Annotated in this window: 19 protein-coding genes; 7 read left to right on the top strand and 12 right to left on the bottom strand. The window is 63.9% G+C overall.

The genetic code is table 11. From position 1 onward, the window contains the following. Position 1: 1 nt before the first annotated feature. Both KNJ79_RS09275 and KNJ79_RS09270 read left to right on the top strand, forming a co-directional pair. Positions 2 to 385: a hypothetical protein gene (locus KNJ79_RS09275; protein ID WP_150291051.1), complete on the top strand. Its 384-nt coding sequence runs from the start codon at positions 2 to 4 to the stop codon at positions 383 to 385. Positions 386 to 469: 84 nt separating this feature from the next. Next, entirely contained in the window at positions 470 to 733 is a 264-nt protein-coding gene (locus KNJ79_RS09270; RefSeq protein ID WP_317153708.1) for a hypothetical protein, read from the top strand. Positions 734 to 979: 246 nt separating this feature from the next. On the opposite strand, the gene KNJ79_RS09265 is transcribed toward KNJ79_RS09270, so the two are convergent. The 6 genes from KNJ79_RS09265 to KNJ79_RS09240 form a co-directional block, all read right to left on the bottom strand. After that, positions 980 to 1,414, bottom strand: coding sequence for a helix-turn-helix domain-containing protein (locus tag KNJ79_RS09265; protein WP_317153895.1), 435 nt, complete (start codon positions 1,412 to 1,414; stop codon positions 980 to 982). A 273-nt stretch (positions 1,415 to 1,687) separates the two neighbouring features. Beyond that, positions 1,688 to 2,269 (bottom strand): RNA polymerase sigma factor, encoded by a 582-nt coding sequence (locus KNJ79_RS09260; protein ID WP_317153707.1) that lies wholly within the window; start codon positions 2,267 to 2,269, stop codon positions 1,688 to 1,690. A 267-nt stretch (positions 2,270 to 2,536) separates the two neighbouring features. Then, complete coding sequence (locus KNJ79_RS09255; protein ID WP_317153894.1) at positions 2,537 to 2,734, bottom strand: SRPBCC domain-containing protein; 198 nt, start codon at positions 2,732 to 2,734, stop codon at positions 2,537 to 2,539. Positions 2,735 to 2,951: 217 nt separating this feature from the next. Next, positions 2,952 to 5,330 (bottom strand): FAD-dependent oxidoreductase, encoded by a 2,379-nt coding sequence (locus tag KNJ79_RS09250; RefSeq protein WP_317153706.1) that lies wholly within the window; start codon positions 5,328 to 5,330, stop codon positions 2,952 to 2,954. Positions 5,331 to 5,547: 217 nt separating this feature from the next. After that, on the bottom strand, positions 5,548 to 5,928 hold the full coding sequence (locus tag KNJ79_RS09245; RefSeq protein WP_317153705.1) for a hypothetical protein: 381 nt from the start codon (positions 5,926 to 5,928) through the stop codon (positions 5,548 to 5,550). A 283-nt stretch (positions 5,929 to 6,211) separates the two neighbouring features. Beyond that, a complete protein-coding gene (locus tag KNJ79_RS09240) occupies positions 6,212 to 6,589 on the bottom strand; it encodes a hypothetical protein (protein WP_317153704.1) in 378 nt (125 codons plus the stop codon). A gap of 620 nt (positions 6,590 to 7,209) precedes the next feature. Here KNJ79_RS09240 and KNJ79_RS09235 point away from each other — a divergent pair. The 4 genes from KNJ79_RS09235 to KNJ79_RS09220 all read left to right on the top strand — a co-directional run bounded on the left by KNJ79_RS09235 (position 7,210) and on the right by KNJ79_RS09220 (position 9,408). Further along, entirely contained in the window at positions 7,210 to 7,374 is a 165-nt protein-coding gene (locus KNJ79_RS09235; protein WP_317153703.1) for a hypothetical protein, read from the top strand. Positions 7,375 to 7,439: 65 nt separating this feature from the next. Then, positions 7,440 to 8,012, top strand: a complete 573-nt coding sequence (locus tag KNJ79_RS09230; RefSeq protein ID WP_317153702.1) for a Chromate resistance protein ChrB — start codon at positions 7,440 to 7,442, stop codon at positions 8,010 to 8,012. Then, positions 8,009 to 8,605 (top strand): cation transporter, encoded by a 597-nt coding sequence (locus KNJ79_RS09225; RefSeq protein WP_317153701.1) that lies wholly within the window; start codon positions 8,009 to 8,011, stop codon positions 8,603 to 8,605. The genes KNJ79_RS09230 and KNJ79_RS09225 overlap by 4 nt, the downstream gene beginning before the upstream one ends. A gap of 11 nt (positions 8,606 to 8,616) precedes the next feature. Further along, entirely contained in the window at positions 8,617 to 9,408 is a 792-nt protein-coding gene (locus tag KNJ79_RS09220; protein WP_317153700.1) for an endonuclease/exonuclease/phosphatase family protein, read from the top strand. 610 nt (positions 9,409 to 10,018) lie between these two features. Here the strand turns inward: KNJ79_RS09220 and KNJ79_RS09215 are convergent. The 6 genes from KNJ79_RS09215 to phbB all read right to left on the bottom strand — a co-directional run bounded on the left by KNJ79_RS09215 (position 10,019) and on the right by phbB (position 17,782). Further along, complete coding sequence (locus KNJ79_RS09215) at positions 10,019 to 11,143, bottom strand: ABC transporter permease (protein ID WP_317153699.1); 1,125 nt, start codon at positions 11,141 to 11,143, stop codon at positions 10,019 to 10,021. A 1-nt stretch (position 11,144) separates the two neighbouring features. Next, a complete protein-coding gene (rbbA, locus tag KNJ79_RS09210) occupies positions 11,145 to 13,931 on the bottom strand; it encodes a ribosome-associated ATPase/putative transporter RbbA (RefSeq protein WP_317153698.1) in 2,787 nt (928 codons plus the stop codon). Continuing rightward, a complete protein-coding gene (locus KNJ79_RS09205; RefSeq protein WP_317153697.1) occupies positions 13,928 to 15,001 on the bottom strand; it encodes an HlyD family secretion protein in 1,074 nt (357 codons plus the stop codon). Before KNJ79_RS09205 ends, rbbA begins: the two co-directional genes overlap by 4 nt. After that, complete coding sequence (locus tag KNJ79_RS09200) at positions 14,998 to 16,482, bottom strand: efflux transporter outer membrane subunit (RefSeq protein ID WP_317153696.1); 1,485 nt, start codon at positions 16,480 to 16,482, stop codon at positions 14,998 to 15,000. The genes KNJ79_RS09205 and KNJ79_RS09200 overlap by 4 nt, the downstream gene beginning before the upstream one ends. A 68-nt stretch (positions 16,483 to 16,550) precedes the next feature. Continuing rightward, on the bottom strand, positions 16,551 to 17,012 hold the full coding sequence (locus KNJ79_RS09195) for a hypothetical protein (RefSeq protein WP_317153695.1): 462 nt from the start codon (positions 17,010 to 17,012) through the stop codon (positions 16,551 to 16,553). Between the two features lie 41 nt (positions 17,013 to 17,053). Beyond that, positions 17,054 to 17,782: an acetoacetyl-CoA reductase gene (gene phbB / locus KNJ79_RS09190; protein ID WP_317153694.1), complete on the bottom strand. Its 729-nt coding sequence runs from the start codon at positions 17,780 to 17,782 to the stop codon at positions 17,054 to 17,056. A 160-nt stretch (positions 17,783 to 17,942) separates the two neighbouring features. Between phbB and KNJ79_RS09185 the strand changes: the two genes are divergently transcribed. Further along, positions 17,943 to 18,617: a TetR/AcrR family transcriptional regulator gene (locus KNJ79_RS09185; protein WP_317153693.1), complete on the top strand. Its 675-nt coding sequence runs from the start codon at positions 17,943 to 17,945 to the stop codon at positions 18,615 to 18,617. Positions 18,618 to 18,671: the final 54 nt, after the last annotated feature.

The raw sequence follows: 18,671 nt of genomic DNA, 5'->3' as shown, positions 1-18,671 counted from the left end.
TATGCCCGAGGAGAAAGTGCCAGACGAAGCAATGCGCAGGATCGCTCTGGCGCTCGTCGAGCATTGCGTCCGCAACACCCGGCTGGAAGACCTCCATGCCGGCACCGTCCCGGACAGTCTCATCGGCGACTATAGCGATGTGAAGGTGGTCACGCCCTATGGCGAGATTCCCTGGACCCAAGCATCCCGCATCTCCGATGCGGAGATGAAGGCGTTGATGATCGACATCGTCAACAAGGTCTACACGTTCCTTACGCACCTCGAGGATGTGGTGGTTTTGCGCGATTCCGCGCGCTGGAACCGGCCTGAGCACGATCCCGCCCTGCTCGCCTTCGCCAAACGCCGTGCGGCTGCCCGGGGAGCGGATGATGAAAGGAAGGAATAGGGTGCCGGTGAGATCTGAATTTGAACACAGGCCTCGGAAATGTCCGGGCCGCATAGATCGCGCGAGAGGATTTGACGCCTAAAGATGGGAATCGATGTCGACGCACATAAGGTCGTCACCTTCAGCGCTCTTCACCAACATCGCGTGGTCACTGATCCGACGCGGCCGATCCCGAAGGTACGGTATGGCCGCCTCAAGATCGTGAGCGTCTTCCGGCGGCAGATCACCTCCCATGACGGTGACGACGGCAATCCGCTGATCTACGCCCTCAAGGGCAAATTCGGCTACACGATGCCCTATCGCGACTTCTGTACGGACCGCACTTGCACCTTGCGGTCCCTACAGTAAATATGAGGCGTTTCTCACAAGGAAGCGCAGGATCGGGCAGCGCCGCCAGCGGCCACGTCGTAGGGACGAGATAGCTGGAAATCGGGTACCGACCGACGAGATAGGAGGGCGCTGGGCAACCGGCGTCCTTTCTTTTCGCTTCGCGATTCCCGGCACATTCGGAAACAAGGCAAAGCGGCCGAGAACGAGGCGATCGCGGACAGTAGCAAGGCCAGCCGCAGGTTGTAATTTTGATGCGGCTGAAGCTCAGGACGCACAGATTTGACGACGCCATTTTGCAGGTGTCATGCCGGCAGCCTTGGAAAATGCCCTGGTGAAGTGAGCCTGGTCGGAGAATCCGCATTCGAGAGCGACTTGCACCAGTGGAAGCGCGGTATCGGTCAGAAGGCGTTGCGCACACATGATGCGCTGCCGCACGAACCAAGCATAGGGTGCGATCCCGACCGTGTTCGTGAAAGCGCGCACGAAGTAACAGAGCGACAATCTGCATAGTGACGCGACCTCGGAGATCGAGATCGGGCCGCCGAGGTCGCGGCCCATGGTTCGCATGGCGAGGCTGACTTGCCAGGGAGCGAGCATCGGCTGACTGCTCGCCGCGCCCGCTCGTCGCCCGCCGAAATGCCTCTGCCGTGCAGTTGGTGATGCATGTACTTTGGTCTGTGCCAGTCGAGCGCAGCGCATCGGGCTCACGCCCTCACTCCCAAAAGTCGCCATGGCGACCCCCAATGGGTTGCAGGACAGATTGCTTGCGCCGGGAACCTCAGCGCCCTGCCCTATCGGCCACCACCGTTGAGACACGAGGCGTAAACCATCGTGTGCTCGAAGGAGGAAACCCTACTATTCCCAGCGGGAGGACACATGGGGGCGCCAAAAGACGCCCCATTTTTTTATCTGCCTTGGAATCCGGGGCTTCGACATTCGCCGCCGATCAATCGACCACGGATCGCGCGCCAATCACAACGGTCGCTTGGGGCGACGCAGGATCTTCCGGAGATAGGTTTCCGCCCGAGCGAGCTCCTTTTGAACGGAGCGCTTATGCAAACCGAGTTCGGTGGCGATCTCCGCCTGCGATTTCTCGTCGCGCCACTTGGCCAAAAAGATGGCCTGCCGCTTGGCCGGCAGAGCATGAAGCGCCCGCAGAGCTCGGTCCATCTCGTCCATTGCGAGGGCAGCGGACTCCTGATCCGGCGCGCCATCCGGAAATTCGGATAGCTCGACGGCGTCCATGTTCACCGTGTGCCTGTCGCCTCTACGTCGGTTTATGGCGAGATTGACCGCCATTCGGTAAAGGTAGGAGCGCGGATTGCGAAGGTCGCCGATGGCGGGTTCTGCCCTCAGCTTCACATAGACATCGTGAAGCGCGTCGGCTGCCGCCTCGGGGGAGCGGAGATGCGCCGACAGGCGCGTCAGTAGCGACTCGTATTCGATCTCGAGCAGGGCAAGAAGCTGTTGGACTGGGCTTTGGCTGGTCGCTTGGATGGAGGGTTCGTGGTCGCTTGCCTGCGCAGACTGGATTGGTTCTGAGTCGTCAGTCATTGCTTTCCGGGCCCTAGCGGCGGCCCGCTCGCCCAGGCATCCGACGTGAACTCATTGATAAGCTTTGGAGCAACGAAGTGGAGGATCGGCGAGGCCACTGCTAGCAGCTTCACCAAGCTCTTACCACGTCCGAAGCGGGTGCATTGGCAAAGGGTACACACCACTCAAAGCCGTAGATGGCCAACACAGGGAATCGGGCCGTCCATAGCGAGGTCGCAAGCTCTGCGTGCGTATCGATACCGATCCTGCACAGGACCAGGCCCCGCGTCATTTGAGCAGGTTCGCAAGGTTCTTAAGCGACGATTCCATTCCCTCGCGATGGTCTTCCAGTTTGATGCAGGGCGGGACATTTTCTGCCAAGAAGGAGACCTTCGTACCCCCGGTAACCGGCCTTAAGGTCATGGTAAGTGTCATCGTTCCGGCAAAGTCTGGATCGTTGCTTTCGAACGAGATCGCCTCGACGATACGTTCGTCGAAGCTGATCGAGCGCCGCGATCGGCGTCACGGCGTGGGTCGGGTGAACCTGGAGCAGGCCGATATGGTCGATCTTTGTTCGGCAGCTCGGCAGTGGAGCCGTCGGGATGAGGTTCGGCCTGAAGGAAGGTCGAAGATTCATCGCGCGTCATTCGCTGTGACTCCGTTTGGGCAGATCTCTTCTCCGCTCATTTCCTTGCCCAGGGCTCTATGATTGTGGTTTCGCCTCGGTGGTCCGACTGCGAATGGGCGCCATTCGATCGCTTTCGCTGACGGACGGAAGCGAGCGCGGCGGCGTGGCCGGTTCTTCCGCCAGGTTTCGCGCGGCTACGATCTGTCTTTTTGCGGCCTTGGGGAGAGTTTCCTTCACGAGTGCATAGCCTTGCTGCTGGTTGGCGCGGATCGCGATGTCGGAGAAGTCATAGTCTCGCGAGGCGGACTCGCTGTCGCGCCCCTGCCGGACGAAACGTGTGATGGTCGTGGCGGCGCCGTCGCCCATGAGCTGGATATAGAGCGGACGCTGCCGGACCTTCGCCTGGGTCGCGGGATCGACGAGATCGAGGATGCGCTCGACAAGCTCGCGATAGGCGCCCGACATTTCCCGGAAGCGCAGATCGCTGCGGACCCGCTCGGAATAGACGATTTCATCGCGGCGGGCCAGGACCTCCATCATGTTGGAGGGCAAGGGGCGCTGGCCCGCGAACAAGTCTACGATGAAGACGCGCTTGCCATCGGGACCGCAACGATCGATCACGATGTCGAGCGGTGAGTTGCTCACGATGCCGCCATCCCAATAGGCCTTGCCGTCGATCTCGGTCCAGGGGAAACCGGGCGGCAGGCTGCCGCTGGCGATCACATGGTCGGGTGTCAGGTCATCGACATAGCTGTCGAATACCTCCAGCTCCGCCGAGGCCACGTTGACGGCTCCGACAAGCAGGCGGACCGGACTGGCCTTGAGCTTCGCGAAGTCGACATAGCGGGCGATCAGCGCCTTCATCGGCGCGACGTCATAGAAGCTGGTCCAGCTCGCGGATGTGAGGATCGCGGGCGACATCCAGCGTGGCTGAAAGAATTTTGGCACACCGAAGGTCACGATCTGCATCGCCGCGATCGCGCGCGCAGCATCTTCGCCGAACAGCGCCGGAGAGGAGACCGCGATTTCCGACCAGAAAGATTCGAGCGCCTGCGTGGCGTTGCGCGGATTGCCGGCGATGATCGCCCCATTGAGCGCGCCGATCGAGATGCCGGCGACGATGTCGGGGAAGATCGCTTCTTCCTCGAGTGCCTTGACGACACCGCATTCGAAGGCGCCCAGTGCGCCACCGCCCTGAAGGACGAGCACGGTCTGGGTGGGAATCTGATCGAGCGGGAATTCGGGGTCGCGAAGACTGTCCTTCTCGTTGCGCAGATTGACGCGGTAGCGGATCAGTCCCTCGGTGCTGCGCGTCTCCTCGGCCGGGCGGCCGACCGAGAGCAACGCGCGGGGCACGTCGTCCTTGAGATAGAAGAGAGCAAGCGACTTCGCTTCCAGCGATCCGCGGCCGATACGCTCATCGGCTTCCTCGGGCGCGCCGAGCATGCTGAAGCTGATGTCGCCGATATCGCAGAAGAAATAGGACACGTCATCATAGCGCAGCCGGTGACCGAGCATGTTTCTGGCAGCGAGCCGCCCCTGCTTGATGGCGTTGTCCCAATGCGCGATGTGGCGACGGCGCGCGAAGACCGGATCGTAGAAGCTCGCGACATCGCCCGCGGCGAACACGTTGGGAGCGCTTGTGCGCAACCGATCGTCGACGACGACAAGTCCGTCCTCGAGCGCAACGCCACTTCCCTGCAGAAATGCGGTGCTCGCTTCGACGCCGATGCTGACCATCAAGAGGTCACACGGCAATCGCCGGCCCGACTCGGTTTCCACTTCGCGGATCCGTCCGGCGCCGCGGATCGCCCGGATGGTGTCGGATAGCAGAATGGTTGCTCCGCGTTCCGCGGCGTGGCGGCGGAAATACTCGGATACCCGCGCGGATTCGACATGGGGCAGCACGATATTGCGGCATTCGATGATTGTGACCTCGAGGCCGAGGTCGATCAGCGACATGGCGATCTCCATGCCAAGAAAGCTGGCGCCAAGCACGACGGCCCGCCTGGCGCCGCCCGCGATCTCGCGCCGCACGCCCGCGCAGTCGGAAAGGGTGCGCATGTGATGGACGCCGGGGAGCGTCGAGCCGGGTATGTCCAGCCGCTTGGGTCGGCTCCCGGTCGCGATGAGCAGCCGGCCGTAGTGCAACTGCTCGCCCGTGCTGGTCGTCACCGTCTGGCCGGCGAGGTCGAGCGACACGGCCTCGCTGCCAAGCGCGACCCTGATCTGCTGCTCGCGATAGAAGTCTTCGGGCTGGAGAAGGCCTTGTTCTTCCGTTTGCGTGCCGAGGAGGAACTGCTTGGACAGTCCCGGCCGGTAATAGGGAAGGCTGTCGTCGGCCGAGACCATCATGATCGAAGCAGTGCTGTCCTCAAGGCGCAGCGTCGTGGCGGCCGTCGCGGCCGCGCCGCCGCCGCCGAGGATCAGGTGGTCGATCGCAAGCACAGTCATGTGAGAATCCTTCCTTGGGCGGCTATCGGCTTATCGATCGCACATGCAATGTCATTGGCCGATAGTTCGCCTTGTTGCTCCCGACCTGGCTGCGGAGCCTGGCTGGATATATCTTCGCGATAGGAGTGGACGCCTCGGCAAGCCTTCCGGGATCGCTGTGCCTCCCTCGGGCCTTTTCCGAGCCTCGCCCTAAAAACTGCCGCTGATTGGCCCTGACTCAGAACGGCTTCGCCTCCATCAGCGCGAAAGCGGCGGCAAGAAGCAGAAGCTGAACAACGGCGGCGAATCCCGCCGACGCTTTCTGCCCAGACCTGAGTGATCGGCGACTATGCGCGCCGGCCATGCCATAGCCCGTAACGGCCGCGACGCCCACCCAGGGAAAGGCCATCGTCAACCATTTGCCGCTTGCCAGGAGAAGAAGCCCCGTGATGCCCGCAGCTCCGGTCGACATCATCGCGCCAGTAAAGACCGGCCGGCCGAGCCTGCCCAGCCGCACCGGACGTCGAGGTGCTCCCAGCACAATCAGGACCCAGAACGCCGTGAACAGAACCGCAGTTACTGCAAGCCCATGATGAGCATCGATGAGAGTGTCGTGCATGGGCTATGAGGCTCCGGCCCATTTGGCGACCGACGCGGTGGACGAATGGTCGCAGAATAGCGCGCCGATCATCGGGCCGGCCCGTGGTCCCAGCGATCTCCGCTTTCCCTCGATGCGAGATTGCTGAACACGCCGGCCGTTGCTGCGCCGCGGACAGCACTCAATGTCGCCGCAGCTGATCCCCGGCTTTGTCGGTAAAAATGGCCTCAGGTGCCAAAAGAAGAGATGCGGCAGCGGGACTGGCTCCTTTGTCGTCTCCTCGCATGCTCTCCTTGAGCTAGCGCTACGCTTTGCAATGGAGGGCCTCCTTCCCAGCTTCCGTCAGGGTGATGCTGCCTTCTTCAGCGACCAATGTCTGACTATCGCCCTTGAACGGGTCACCCTTCTTCGCGGCTTGGAGGCGGAACATGCCGGCATCCGTTCGGAGATTGGCGGTTACATCGTCGGCAAGGAAGTCGACGGAAACGACGCTGTTGTCCTTGCAGCGATAGGTGCGGCTCTCTTTGATCGGGGGCGGCAGCGCGACGGGCGCGCTTTGATTGGCCGTGTTGTCTGCCGCGTTGGTGCCTTGGGACCCGCCGTCGCAGGCTGACAATGCAGCGGCAATCGCCAGGCCAATTCCCACAGGCATCCATCTGTAGGCAGAATCTCTATCCTTCATCCACATTTCTTTCGCATTTTGCCCCAGAGCGTCCGCGCAACTGCCGGCGCGCCTTGTCCCGGATCGATTTCGCCTGCACGGCCCGTACGCCGGCTACGGGGTCAGCAGCCGGCGGCTCTTCTCTGATGGATCGAAGTCTAAGGATTGGGCGCTTCTTTTTCGCTTCCATCATCCGATCTTCCCTCAATATCACGCCGCTCGCGAGCGCGCTGCACCGCGACTTTCGGCGCGAGACTGGTCCTGCCAGCCGACATCGGGGCGGTAGAGGGACAGGGAACCCTCTGGGGCCGGGAAGCGATGTCGGCTGGCAGGTGACGGGCAATGATCGCGGCCGTAGGGGGTTGCCAGGCAATCATCGCCCGAGGGCAGGATGCTTGTGGATCGGGAGGCATATGGACCCAACATGGCCGCGGCTGCGCTATTTTCAGCTCGATACGGTATGTCGCGCACCGTTTTCATGCATCCTCCACATCGGAATGAGCGCTCACTCCGATGTGGAGGAATACGCCTTGGGGCTACGATCGGTCAAGGACCAAATGCTAAACTAGAGATTGCGCGTACCCTCCAACCGCGATGGTCAAGGGCATGAGGACGAGCGTCCACCGCGCGACCGGCATCGCATGATCGTGCTGGGTTCGCACGAAGGCGGAACACCGTCATTGTGGTTCCGCACAGAACGATTGCGGGCGCCTGAAACCAGCCACAGCAGCTTTGCCGACAGGCACGTGATCGACCGGATCGCATACCGGTTCATTCACCAGCCGGTGATCGCATCCAGCAAATAGCACCTTGTCAAAAGATACTAATCATACTCTTGATTTGTTACTACCGTTACAATACTAACGTGCCTATGGAAACTCAGGCATGGCTCCTACTCACCTATAAAGTGCCTCCCGAACCCGCCGCGAAGCGGGTCGCGCTCTGGCGCAAGCTGAAAGGCATGGGGGCGGTCTACCTTCAAAACGGCGTCTGCCTGCTGCCCAAGACCGACGATCATCTGCGGCGGCTCAAGGTGATCGAGAACGAAATCGAGTCGATTCCCGGCGAAGCGGTCCTGCTGGAGACGGTCGGCCTCGATCGCGCGCAGGGCGAGAAAGTCGTCCGGCGCTTCACCGCCGATCGCGACGAAGCCTATCGCGAGTTCATCGACAAGTGCGCCGATTTCGAGGCGGAGATCGCCAAGGAAACGGCAGCCGAGCATTTCACCTATGCCGAGCTCGAAGAGAATGACGAGGACCTCGAGAAGCTGAAAGGCTGGCTCGCCAAGATCCAGCGGCTCGATTTCTACCAGGCACCGCTCGGACAGGAGGCCGAAGCGCGGCTGCGCGAGTGCGTCGCGCTGCTCGAAACCTACGCCCGCCAGGTCTTCGACGCCCAGGAGGAAAACCGGACCCGGCCCGATGCGCCGGAGGCGAAATCATGACCATCGACACGTCGGCTCTCAAGCGCGCCGTCCTGATCGTCGCATTGCTCAACCTCGCCTATTTCGGCGTCGAGTTCTCCGTCGCGCTCCGGATCGGTTCGGTCTCGCTGCTCGCGGACAGCGCCGATTTTTTCGAGGATGCGGCGGTCAACTTCCTGATCGTGGCGGCGCTGGGATGGAGCGCGGCGCGGCGCGCCAGGGTGGGAATGCTGCTCGCGGCGGTCTTGCTGGCGCCGGCGATCGCATTCCTCTGGACGCTCTGGCACAAGCTCGGCGCGCCGATCCCGCCCGACGCGGTGTCGCTTTCCGTAACGGGCCTTGGCGCGCTCGCGGTCAATCTGTTCGCCGCCATCCTGCTTGCCCGCCATCGGCAGCATAGCGGCAGTCTCGCCAAGGCGGCCTGGCTCTCGGCCCGCAATGACGCGCTCGCCAATGTCGCGATCATCATTGCCGGCCTTGTCACGCTCCGGGTTCATTCGGTCTGGCCCGACATCGTCGTCGGCCTCGGCATCGCGATCATGAATCTCGACGCGGCACGGGTGGTCTGGACGGCCGCACGCGAAGAACACCGGCTCGCCAGCGCTGTATCCTGAAGGAGCCCGCCATGCTGCGCGTCATGACCTACAATACGCTGTTCGGCGGCTTCGACGGTGAGGACGGCCGCCGCTTCGAGCTGCAGGTGGAGATCATCCACGAGGCCGATCCGGACGTGCTGTTCGTCCAGGAGTGGCGGGGTTTTCTCGCCGATGGCGGCCGGCGGCTCTATGAGGCCGAGCGGCGGCTGGGACGCCGCGCGCTCGTCGCCGCCGCTGCCGTCACCGGGCAGAACACGGCGGTCCTGCTCAAGCCCGGCATCGAGGTGCTTCGCTTCGAGGCCGATGCCGACCATTTCCACCATGCCGCCGCGATCGCCGCACTGCGCGTGCCGCAACTCGACAAGCCGCTTACGGCGATCAGCGTCCACCTCTGCCCGATGGGGTCCAGCGTGCGGCTGCGCGAAGCGAGCTACCTCGCCAATTTCGCCGTCGACGACAGCTATACGATCATCGGTGGCGATCTCAATTCGGTGTCGCCGCACGACGCCGAGCCCGAGCTTTCCGACCTGCCGGCGCGTTTCCGGTTCCGCTACGCCGACCCGGATGGCAAGGCCGACCGCGGCACGCTTGCCGCGCTCGAGCGCGCGGGCTTCACCGACATCGGATTCGGTCTGGACGGCAATGCGGTGCCGACGGTGCCCGGCGCCGCCTTCAAGGGCAGCGAGTTCGTCCCGTTCCGCTGCGATTACCTGCTCGCGAGCAAGGCGCTGGCGGATCGTGCGCGCGACTATCGAGTGCTCACCGGCGGCGGCGCTGGCGAGGCGTCCGATCATTACCCTATTCTGTGTGATGTCGCCTAGCGCTCCACGGTCGTTCCGCCGTCTGACGGGATGGGCGATAATCGCGGGCATCATCGTGAACGATGTCTATGCCCTCGGTGCGGCTGCGATTGGCGCAATAGGCGAGCTTCCAATCATCGGAGCGTTGTCCACACGGCCTCTCGAAAGGCTTGTCTGGCCGAGGTCCGCCCGCCTTCCCGCAACGCCGTCGGGAGGCTTTTTTCCACCGCCGGCAAGCCGGCTTTGCATCGCGAAGCAAGAGCGCCGCCCGCCCCCGCCAGCCATTTCGTTCCGCCCTTCGGGTGCAGGTCGATCGTCCCCCCCCCCCCCCCCCGTTCAAGCGACAGCCATCGAGGTCTCCATGCGCGCGGTCCCGAAACAAGAGAGGGCTGACGATATGCTGATCCGCGGCAACTCCGCCGCCATCGAGCGTACATGAAGCGCCTGATCCCTCGCGTCCAGACGGCGGAGCATACGAGAACCAATCTCGCAAGACGAACTTCATGCCCGCAGACCAAGAGGCCGAGATGACCGGAACGATGAATCCAGCCAGGATAGTCGAGAGTCTCCCACGGAGGCTCCATGGGCAACACGACCTTCACAGTGCACGTGGCATGGTCCGGCTATCGGTTCACGCCATCATCCCGATCGTGCGACGGAATCGCGCGAGAGCTATTGTGTAGAAGACGGCACCGATTGCCGTGATTGCCAGAAACTGCGGCCAGACCACATCAAGACCGGCACCGCGATAGAGAATCGCCTGCGCCATCTTCACGAAGTGGGTTGTCGGCGCGGCGAGCATCACCGTCTGCACGAATTGCGGCATGCTTTCGCGCGGCGTGATCCCGCCCGAAAGCAGCATGAGCGGCAGCAGGACGAGCATCAGCAGCAGCCCGAACTGCGGCATGGAGCGCGCGATGGTCCCCATGAATATGCCCATCGACGTCGTCGCGAAGAGATGAAGACCTGCTCCCACCAGAAACAGCGGTATCGAACCCTCGATCGGAACGCCCAGAACCCCTTGGACAATGACGTAGAGCGAAAATGCGCATGCAACGAGCACGACGAGAGCCATCGCCCAGACCTTGCTCGCCATGATCTCGAACGGCGTCACCGGCATGACCAGCAGATGCTCGATCGTGCCATGCTCGCGCTCGCGGATCAGCGCGGCGCCCGTCAGCACGATCGAGAGCATGGTGACATTGTTGATGATCTCCATCACCGCGCCGAACCAGCTCTGCGCCAGCGTCGGATTGAACCGCGCGCGCATGGCGAGACCGGCGGGCGGCGCGGCGGTCGCCCGAGTGCCCGCCATGAACTCGGCGGCCTCGGTCTGAACGATCTGCTGGATATAGCCGCCGCCGGTGAACGCCTGGCTCATGCGGGTCGCGTCGACGTTGAGCTGGATCGTCGGCTGGCGGCCGGCCAGGACGTCGCGCTGAAAGTCTGGCGGAATATCGAGCGCGAAGGTGTAGCGTCCGGCATCGAGACCGGGATCGACCTCGTCCAGCCCGATCATGGCGGGCCGCGTGAAATAGGGAGGATAGAAGGCGCCGGTGATGCGGCTCGACAGCGGCGACTGGTCTTCGTCGGCGATGGAAATCGCCGCCTTGTGCAGCGTTTCGGGAATGCCGGCGGCGGCGATATAGATGCCGAGCGAGAAGGCATAGACGATCAGGAACAGCATCATCGGATCGCGCCAGAGGCTGCGCAGCTCCTTGATCCCCAGATTGAAGATATTGGCGATCTTGCGCATATCAGTGCTCCTGTTTCCTCAGCAGCACGACGCACGCGCCCAGGATCACCGGAAAGGCCATCGCCAGGGCCGCAAGTGGAGAGAGAAGGTCGGTCAGGCCCAGCCCCTTCGAGAAGACGCCGCGGCAGATGGTGATGAAATGCGTCGCGGGAAAGATATGGCCGATGGCGGCGCCCGCGCCCTCCAGCGACGAGACGGGATTGATGAGCCCGGAGAACTGGACGGCCGGCAGGATGGTGCCGATCGCGGTGGCGAACATGGCGGCGATCTGGCTGCGCATGAAGACGGAGAACAGGAGACCGAGCGCGGTCGACGAGAGCGTGAACAGGAACGCGCCCAGCGTCATCGCCAGCACGCTGCCAGTGATCGACACCCGGAATATGGTGAGCGCCAGCAGGACCAGCAACACATAGTTCAGCATCGCGAGCGCGACATAGGGTATCTGCTTGCCGAGCAGGAACTCGGCGCGTCCGGCAGGCGTCACATAGAAGTTGATGATGGAGCCCAGCTCCTTCTCGCGCACCACGCTCAGCGCCGTCAGCATCGCTGGCAGCAGCAGCAGCAGAAGCGGGATCACCGCCGGCACGATCGCGACCAGGCTCTTGACGTCGGGATTGTAGCGATAGCGGATCTCGATGTTGATCAGCCCGGAAGAGGGACGGATGCCCAGCTCCTGCACGCTCATCTCGCTCAGCCACTGGGCGTGCAGCGCCTGGATGTACCCCTGGACGGTCTCCGCGCGCATCGGCATCGCGCCGTCGATCCACACGCCGACCTCGACGGGAGTGCCGTGGCGCAGGTCGCGCGCGAAATTGGGCGGAAGCTCGATCGCGACGCTGAGCTCGCCCGACCGCATCCGCCGGTCGAGCTGGGCATAGTCGGTGATCGGCGGCCGCTCGATGAAGTAGCGCGAGCCTGCCAGGTTGAGCGTGTAGTTCTGGCTGGTCGTCGTCCCATCGCGATCGAGCACGGCGAAAGGGAGATTCTCCACATCCAGGCTGATGCCGTAGCCGACGATGAACATCAGGATGACACTGCCGAGCAGCGCGAGCAGCCCGCGGATCGGATCGCGCTGCAGCTCGAGCTGCTCGCGCCGCGTATAGGCGAGCATGCGGCGGATGGAAAAGAAGCGCGAAAAGTTGGGCGCCGGCGCCTGGCCCGATGGCGGATCGGGCACTGGCGGGGCGGCCTGGGGGGTCGCGGCGTCAGGCGTCACATGGCTGTCGCTACCGTTCGGCACCTCTGCGGATGCGTCCTCCAGATAGGCGATGAAGGCTTGCTCCAGGGTCGCAGCGCCCCTGCCCTCGACGATGCGCGCCGGCGTGTCGCTGACCAGCACCTTGCCCGCATGCATCAGCGAGATGCGGTCGCAGCGCTCGGCCTCGTTCATGAAATGCGTGGAGATGAAGATCGTGACCTTGTCGTTTCGCGAGAGGTCGATCATCATCTGCCAGAACTGGTCGCGAGCGATCGGATCGACCCCCGACGTCGGCTCGTCGAGGATCAGCATTTCCGGCTTGTGGATCATCGCGACCGCGAGGCTCAGGCGCTGGCGCTGGCCGAGCGGCAAGGCATCGGGCACGGCGTCCATCATGTCGGTCAGCCCGAAGCGCCCGGCTATCTCCTCGACGCGCCCCGGAAGCTCGGCCGGCGGCACATGGAACAGCTTGGCGTGGAGCTCCAGATTCTGCCCGACGGTCAGTTCCGAATAGAGCGAAAAGGCCTGGGACATATAGCCGACGCGCCTGCGCGTGGCGATGTCGCGGCTGTCGACCTCGCGGCCGAACAGCCAGGCCTCGCCCTCGCTGGCGGCCAGGAGGCCCGTCAGCATCTTCATGGTCGTCGACTTGCCGCAGCCGTTCGAGCCGAGGAAGCCGAAGATCTCGCCGCGTTCGATCCGGAAGTCGACATGATCGACGGCGGTGAAGTCGCCGAAGCGCATCGTCAGCCCCTTGGCCTCGATGGCGATCTCAGCGTCGCCGCCATCGCTGCGCGGAGCTATGTCGACGGATTTATAGCCGCGCCGGCGCTCCTCGGGGAGAAGCGCGATAAAGGCCTCCTCCAGCGTCTTCGTGCCGGTACGCTCGTAAAAGTCGGCCGAGGTGCCCGTGGCGAGGATCCTGCCCGCGTCCATGGCGACCAGCCAGTCGAAGCGCTCGGCCTCCTCCATATAGGCGGTGGCAACCAGCACGCTCATCTGCGGGCGCTCTGCGCGGATGCGGTCGATCAGATCCCAGAACTGCGCACGCGACAGCGGGTCGACACCGGTGGTCGGCTCGTCGAGTAGCAGGAAGTCGGGGTCGTGGATGAGCGCGCAGCACAGGCCGAGCTTCTGCTTCATGCCGCCCGAGAGCTTGCCGGCCGGCCGATCGCGAAACTCGGCAAGACCGGTGCTTTCGGTCAGCTCGGAGATCCGCCTTTCGCGCTCCGCCGCATCCTGACCGAAGAGTCGGCCGAAAAATTCCAGATTCTCCTCGATCGAGAGCGTGGGATAGAGGTTCTTTCCCAGCCCCTGCGGCATGTAGGCGATCCGCGGACACACCCGATCGCGGTGCCGCCCGTCGCGCATATCGCCCCCAAGCACCTCGACCGTCCCCTCCTGGATCACCCGCGCTCCGGCGATCAGCGAGAACAGGCTCGACTTGCCCACCCCGTCGGGTCCGATCATCGCGACCATCCGGCCCGCAGGGATTTCGAGGTCCACGCCCGCGAGCGCCGGCACCTTGCCATAGTGGAGGCTGACGCCGGACAGGCGGGCGACAGGCGCCGGTGGGGCGGCGTCGATCATCGCGAGACGTTGACGGTCAGCCTCGCCGGCCATTGGGCGCCGGGATCGACGCGCACATAGGCCATGCCGGGCAGCCCGGTCTTCACCATGGTGATGTTGCGCTCGAGCAGTTGCCGATCGATGCGCGCCTTGACGCGGAACATCAGCTTCTGCCGCTCGCTCTGGGTCTCGACGGTCTTGGGCGTGAACTGGGCGACATCCGCCACGAACGAGACCTTGGCCGGGACAACGAGATCCGGCGCGGCATCGAGCACGATGCGGACGTCGCTTCCCAGGGCGACGCGTCCCGCCACCGTCTCGGGCAGGAAGAAGGTCATGTAGACATCGCCGAGATTGACGAGGTTGAGCACGCGCCCACCGCCCGCAACCACCTCACCGGGTTGCGCGACGCGATACTGGACACGGCCGGCAGTTGGCGCGCGCAGGTCGCTGTCGCGGATATCGGCCTCGATCCGCTGGATCGTGGCGCGCACGGCATCGACATTGGAGCGAGCCCCGATCACCTGGCTTCGGGCGGTGCCGATCGCGGCATCGACCGCGGCGAGCTGGGCCCGGGCGGCCTCGACGGCGGCGGTGGCGCCCTCGACCTGCGCCTGATCGTCGTCGCGTTCCTGGACGGCTGTCGCGCCCTCGCGCGCCAGCGTCTCCGACCGGGTCAACCGCTTGCGGGCGGCGTTGAGCTCGGCCTCGCGCTGGCGCACCCCGGCCAGCGCGGCCGCACGGTTGCTCTGCTGCTGGGAGACCTGGCTCTCAGCGATCAAGATCGCGTTTTGTGCCTGCGCCAGTTGCGCTTGGGCTTCCGCCTTCTGCGCGTTCAGCACATCGGTATCCATATGCGCGACGACCTGGCCGGCCTTCACGAAATCTCCCTCGTCCGCGACGATGTCGCGAATGCGTCCCGGCGTCTTGGCCGATACGTCGATCTCGATCGCCTCGATCCGGCCATTGCCGCCGATGATGCCATTGGGCAGCTCGCCAGGCTTCAGCAGCAGCCACAACAGGAGGGCCGCGGCCACGACGGCCACGGCGATGCCGCCCCTGACGATCCAGCTTTTCTGGGGCATTTTCATCGCGCCTGTTCCCCTGTCTGCTCCGTGTTGGTGTCGAATGCTGCATTGACGAAGCCGCCGCCGAGCGCGGCATAGAGCGCCACGGCGCTCGCGAGATGGGCGCGGCGCAACTGCACCAGCGTCTGCTCGGTATCGAACAGGTCGCGCTGCGCATCGAGCACCTCCAGATAGGCCGAACGCCCATTGTCGAAGCGGAGCTGGGCAAGCCGCGCCCTTTCCCGGAGCGCGTCGAGCACGGTGCGCGTGGTCTCGATCTGCCGGGCCAGCTGCCGCCGCCGGACGAGTGCATCGGAAACGTCGCGAAACGCCCCCTGCACCGTCTTCTCATAGTCGGCCACAGCGCCGACCTGGCGCGCCTTCGCCACGTCGAGATTGGCGGCGAGGCGTCCGGCATTGAACAACGGCATGGTGATCGTCGGCGTGAAGCTCCATGAACGGCTGCCATTTCCGAACAGCCCGTCAAGATCGGTGCTGGTCGACCCGAAGGCCCCTGTCAGGCTGATAGTGGGAAAGAAGGCGGCGCGCGCCGCGCCGATGTTCGCCTCCGCAGCGCGCAGCCGATATTCCGCCGCCACGATATCCGGGCGATTGACGAGCAGTTCGGAAGGAAGGCCGGGCGGCAGGTCGATCTCAGGCGCCGTTCCGGCAAGCCCCAGTGGTCCGGGCGCGATCTCGACCGGTTGGCCGACCAGCAGCGCCAGCGCGTTGCGGTTGATCTCGCGGTCCTGGTCGAGCGCTTCCAGCGCTGCCTGCGCCTGACCGAGCAGCGTCTGCGCCTGTGTCATCTCCAGCTTGGAGCCCGACCCCACTTCATAGCGGCGGCGCATGATGCGAAGCGCTTCCTCACGCGTCGTGATCGTCTGTGTGGCGAGCGCCGCGCGCTCCTCATATTCGCGCTCCAGCAGGTAGCCGTTGGCGACCTGGGCAATGAGGTCGGTGGCGACCGCGCGGCGCGCTTCCTCGGTCGCGAGATACTGGTTGCGGGCCGCCTCGCTGAGGTTGCGCAGACGGCCCCAGAAGTCGATCTCCCAGCCGGCGCTCAATTGCGCCGTGACCTGCTTGATGTCGTAGCTCTGCGAGCCGAGCCCCGGCAGGTTGATGAGCGACCGACCGCGCGTTCCCGTGCCGACCGCATTGAGTTCCGGATAAAGCGCGGTCCCCTCGATCCGCCATGCCGCCCGCGCTTCGGCCACGCGGGCGGTCGCGACCCGAATGTCGCGATTGTTCTCGAGCGCGGTCGCGATCAGCGCGCGCAGATGGTCTTCGCGAAAGAAGTCATGCCAGCCGATGCGGGCTACGGAGGGAGCGGTCGACGAAGCCGCAGCATAGTTTTGCGGGACGGGTTGCGGCGGGCGCGCATGCGGCGGCGCGAAGGAGCAGCCCGCGCTGGAGAGGAGCGCGAGGCCGAGCAGAAGATGCCCGGATCGATACTTTCCGGACCCGCGCCTTCGCGTTCCTCCTTCGCAGGGCACAAACCGCATTTTCCCCCCAGTAAAGTACGTGTCGACCTGTTCCTTCCTTGGGAGGAAGCGGTCTTCGCCCGCGGCCCTCAGGCTTCCTGCGCCTTACCCGCCGGACGTGCCGGCTCCGCCGGCTTGGCCGCGGCGGCATTCCTGAACCAGGGCGCGATCAGCTTCTGGAAGGCATCGCTTGCCTCCTGGGAGCCGGCGCCGGACAATGCATCCTGCCACACGCCCTGCCATTCCTCGAAGGCGGCCTTCGCCTTTTCGGCGGCGGCGTCCCGGCTTTTTTCGATTTCAGCCAGAATAGTGGCAGCGGGCGCTCCGGACAAGTTCGGCACCTTGCCGGGCTCGAACGCCTTGATCTGATCGACGGCGCTCGCGAAACCCTGCCTGCCGATGCCGGCATAGTCCGCGCCGACGCTCCGGGTGATTTCCGCGAGCTTGAGCAGGAACTGGCCATTCGCCTTGGTCAGCGCGAGGATCTGGTCAACTGGATATGACATGGTCTGGTCCTTTCCTATGAGAGGCACCCCTACTTTGGATGCCATGTTGCAATGCAATATCGGTAATGTCACGTGTATTTTCAGGCTCATCCGTTGGCGATGTACTGGCCGCCGTTGATCGTAAGGACGGAACCCGTGCAGAAGGCGGCAGCGGGCGTCGCAAGCCAGGCTACCGCATGGGCGATCTCCTCGGCCTGACCCAACCGGCCCACGGGGATCCGGGCGACGATGGAGTCGCGCACCTCTTGCGGAACCGCCGCCACCATGTCGGTGTCGATATACCCCGGGCAGATGGCGTTGACGGTGATCCCGCGTGCGGCATTCTCCAGGGCAAGCGCCTTGGTGAAGCCGATGACGCCCGCTTTGGCGGCCGAGTAGTTGACCTGGCCGACCTGGCCCTTCTGGCCGTTGATCGAGGAGATGTTGATGATCCGGCCGTGCCGCCGTTCCCGCATTCCCTCGATGACCGCGCGGCTCATCGTGAACATCGAGTCGAGATTGGTGCCGAGCACCGCGCGCCACTGCTCCCAGCTCATCCGGTGGAACATGCCGTCGCGGGTGATGCCGGCATTGTTGACCAGCACCGAGGTCGGTCCGAGCGCCTCCTCGACCTTGCGGATGCCCTCGAGGCAGGCGGCCTCATCGCCGACATCCCATTTGAACACCGGAATGTCGGCTGCGCCGGAAAACCGGGCCGCCGCTTCGTCGTTGCCGTGATAGATCGCCGCGACCCTGCAGCCGGCCGCTTGCAGCGCCCGGGCGATTGCGGCGCCGATGCCACGTGTGCCACCGGTCACGATTGCGACGTCCGCCATATTCCCTCTCGGAAAAGCTTGATGCAGCGGAGGCTAGCTAGGCAGGCATGCTCGGCGGCTCCATCCGTATCTATACTTACAAGTTTTGTTATTTGTGCGCCATGTTCGCGTGCCTGCGCGATGATTGACGAAATTCCGCTACACCGGATAGGGGACGAGGATGCGAATGAGCACGGAGCCGGGCAACGTCATCCAGAGAATGTCACGACGTTCACCGAAAGGGGGACGGCCGACCCAGGAGGTGGCTGCTCAACTAGGCGCTCACATTCTTTCGGTCGCGCTCGACCAGTTCGGAAGGACCGGTGTCGAGGGCACGACCATGGACGCCATAGCTGCGACGGCCAATGTTTCGAAGCGCACGATCTATCTCCGTTTCGGATCCAAAAGGGACATCATACTGCGCGCCATCGAACATGGCTTCGCATGCCATTTCGATCCCGTGGCCGCGGCGCGTCCCCCTGACGGTCCCTTGAAGGAACGTCTGCTCTATGTCGCCACGAAGTTCCTGAATGCTTCGTTGAAGCCAGGGGTGTGCAACCTCGAGAAATTGGCCGATTGGGCGCTCGAGCATGCGCCGGACATTTTCGACAGACTGCAGAACATGATGAATGACGGTCCGGTGACGCTCATCCGGTCCGTCCTCGAGGAAGGGGTCCGGGACGGGGAGATCGCAGTGTCCGACATGGAATTCACGACCAGATTCGCTTTTGATGCGCTGGTCCGGTCTCCGAGATATCGCATCCTTCGCGTCGGCGAACTGGCGAACCACCCGCGGGCCAGGCGGGAATATCTGGACCGTGCAGTGGAATTGCTGCTCAAGGCGCTGGCAACCTGACCTCGTATCCGATCCAGCTCATTCGCCAGCGGATTGAAGGGCGAGCGCGCTGCT

The organism is Sphingopyxis indica (genome assembly GCF_032879645.1).
GTDB classification, from domain to species: Bacteria; Pseudomonadota; Alphaproteobacteria; order Sphingomonadales; family Sphingomonadaceae; genus Sphingopyxis; species Sphingopyxis indica.
This window is presented reverse-complemented; position numbering and strand designations above follow the sequence as displayed.

What these genes read in the sequence shown, in the direction of transcription:
- KNJ79_RS09275 (WP_150291051.1), top strand. Translation starts at nt 2, where the DNA reads ATGCCCGAGGAGAAAGTGCCAGACGAAGCAATGCGCAGGATCGCTCTG.
- KNJ79_RS09270 (WP_317153708.1), top strand. Translation starts at nt 470, where the DNA reads ATGGGAATCGATGTCGACGCACATAAGGTCGTCACCTTCAGCGCTCTT.
- KNJ79_RS09265 (WP_317153895.1), bottom strand. Translation starts at nt 1,414, where the DNA reads ATGCGCTGCGCTCGACTGGCACAGACCAAAGTACATGCATCACCAACT.
- KNJ79_RS09260 (WP_317153707.1), bottom strand. Translation starts at nt 2,269, where the DNA reads ATGACTGACGACTCAGAACCAATCCAGTCTGCGCAGGCAAGCGACCAC.
- KNJ79_RS09250 (WP_317153706.1), bottom strand. Translation starts at nt 5,330, where the DNA reads ATGACTGTGCTTGCGATCGACCACCTGATCCTCGGCGGCGGCGGCGCG.
- KNJ79_RS09245 (WP_317153705.1), bottom strand. Translation starts at nt 5,928, where the DNA reads ATGCACGACACTCTCATCGATGCTCATCATGGGCTTGCAGTAACTGCG.
- KNJ79_RS09240 (WP_317153704.1), bottom strand. Translation starts at nt 6,589, where the DNA reads ATGAAGGATAGAGATTCTGCCTACAGATGGATGCCTGTGGGAATTGGC.
- KNJ79_RS09235 (WP_317153703.1), top strand. Translation starts at nt 7,210, where the DNA reads ATGATCGTGCTGGGTTCGCACGAAGGCGGAACACCGTCATTGTGGTTC.
- KNJ79_RS09230 (WP_317153702.1), top strand. Translation starts at nt 7,440, where the DNA reads ATGGAAACTCAGGCATGGCTCCTACTCACCTATAAAGTGCCTCCCGAA.
- KNJ79_RS09225 (WP_317153701.1), top strand. Translation starts at nt 8,009, where the DNA reads ATGACCATCGACACGTCGGCTCTCAAGCGCGCCGTCCTGATCGTCGCA.
- KNJ79_RS09220 (WP_317153700.1), top strand. Translation starts at nt 8,617, where the DNA reads ATGCTGCGCGTCATGACCTACAATACGCTGTTCGGCGGCTTCGACGGT.
- KNJ79_RS09215 (WP_317153699.1), bottom strand. Translation starts at nt 11,143, where the DNA reads ATGCGCAAGATCGCCAATATCTTCAATCTGGGGATCAAGGAGCTGCGC.
- rbbA (WP_317153698.1), bottom strand. Translation starts at nt 13,931, where the DNA reads ATGATCGACGCCGCCCCACCGGCGCCTGTCGCCCGCCTGTCCGGCGTC.
- KNJ79_RS09205 (WP_317153697.1), bottom strand. Translation starts at nt 15,001, where the DNA reads ATGAAAATGCCCCAGAAAAGCTGGATCGTCAGGGGCGGCATCGCCGTG.
- KNJ79_RS09200 (WP_317153696.1), bottom strand. Translation starts at nt 16,482, where the DNA reads ATGCGGTTTGTGCCCTGCGAAGGAGGAACGCGAAGGCGCGGGTCCGGA.
- KNJ79_RS09195 (WP_317153695.1), bottom strand. Translation starts at nt 17,012, where the DNA reads ATGGCATCCAAAGTAGGGGTGCCTCTCATAGGAAAGGACCAGACCATG.
- phbB (WP_317153694.1), bottom strand. Translation starts at nt 17,782, where the DNA reads ATGGCGGACGTCGCAATCGTGACCGGTGGCACACGTGGCATCGGCGCC.
- KNJ79_RS09185 (WP_317153693.1), top strand. Translation starts at nt 17,943, where the DNA reads ATGCGAATGAGCACGGAGCCGGGCAACGTCATCCAGAGAATGTCACGA.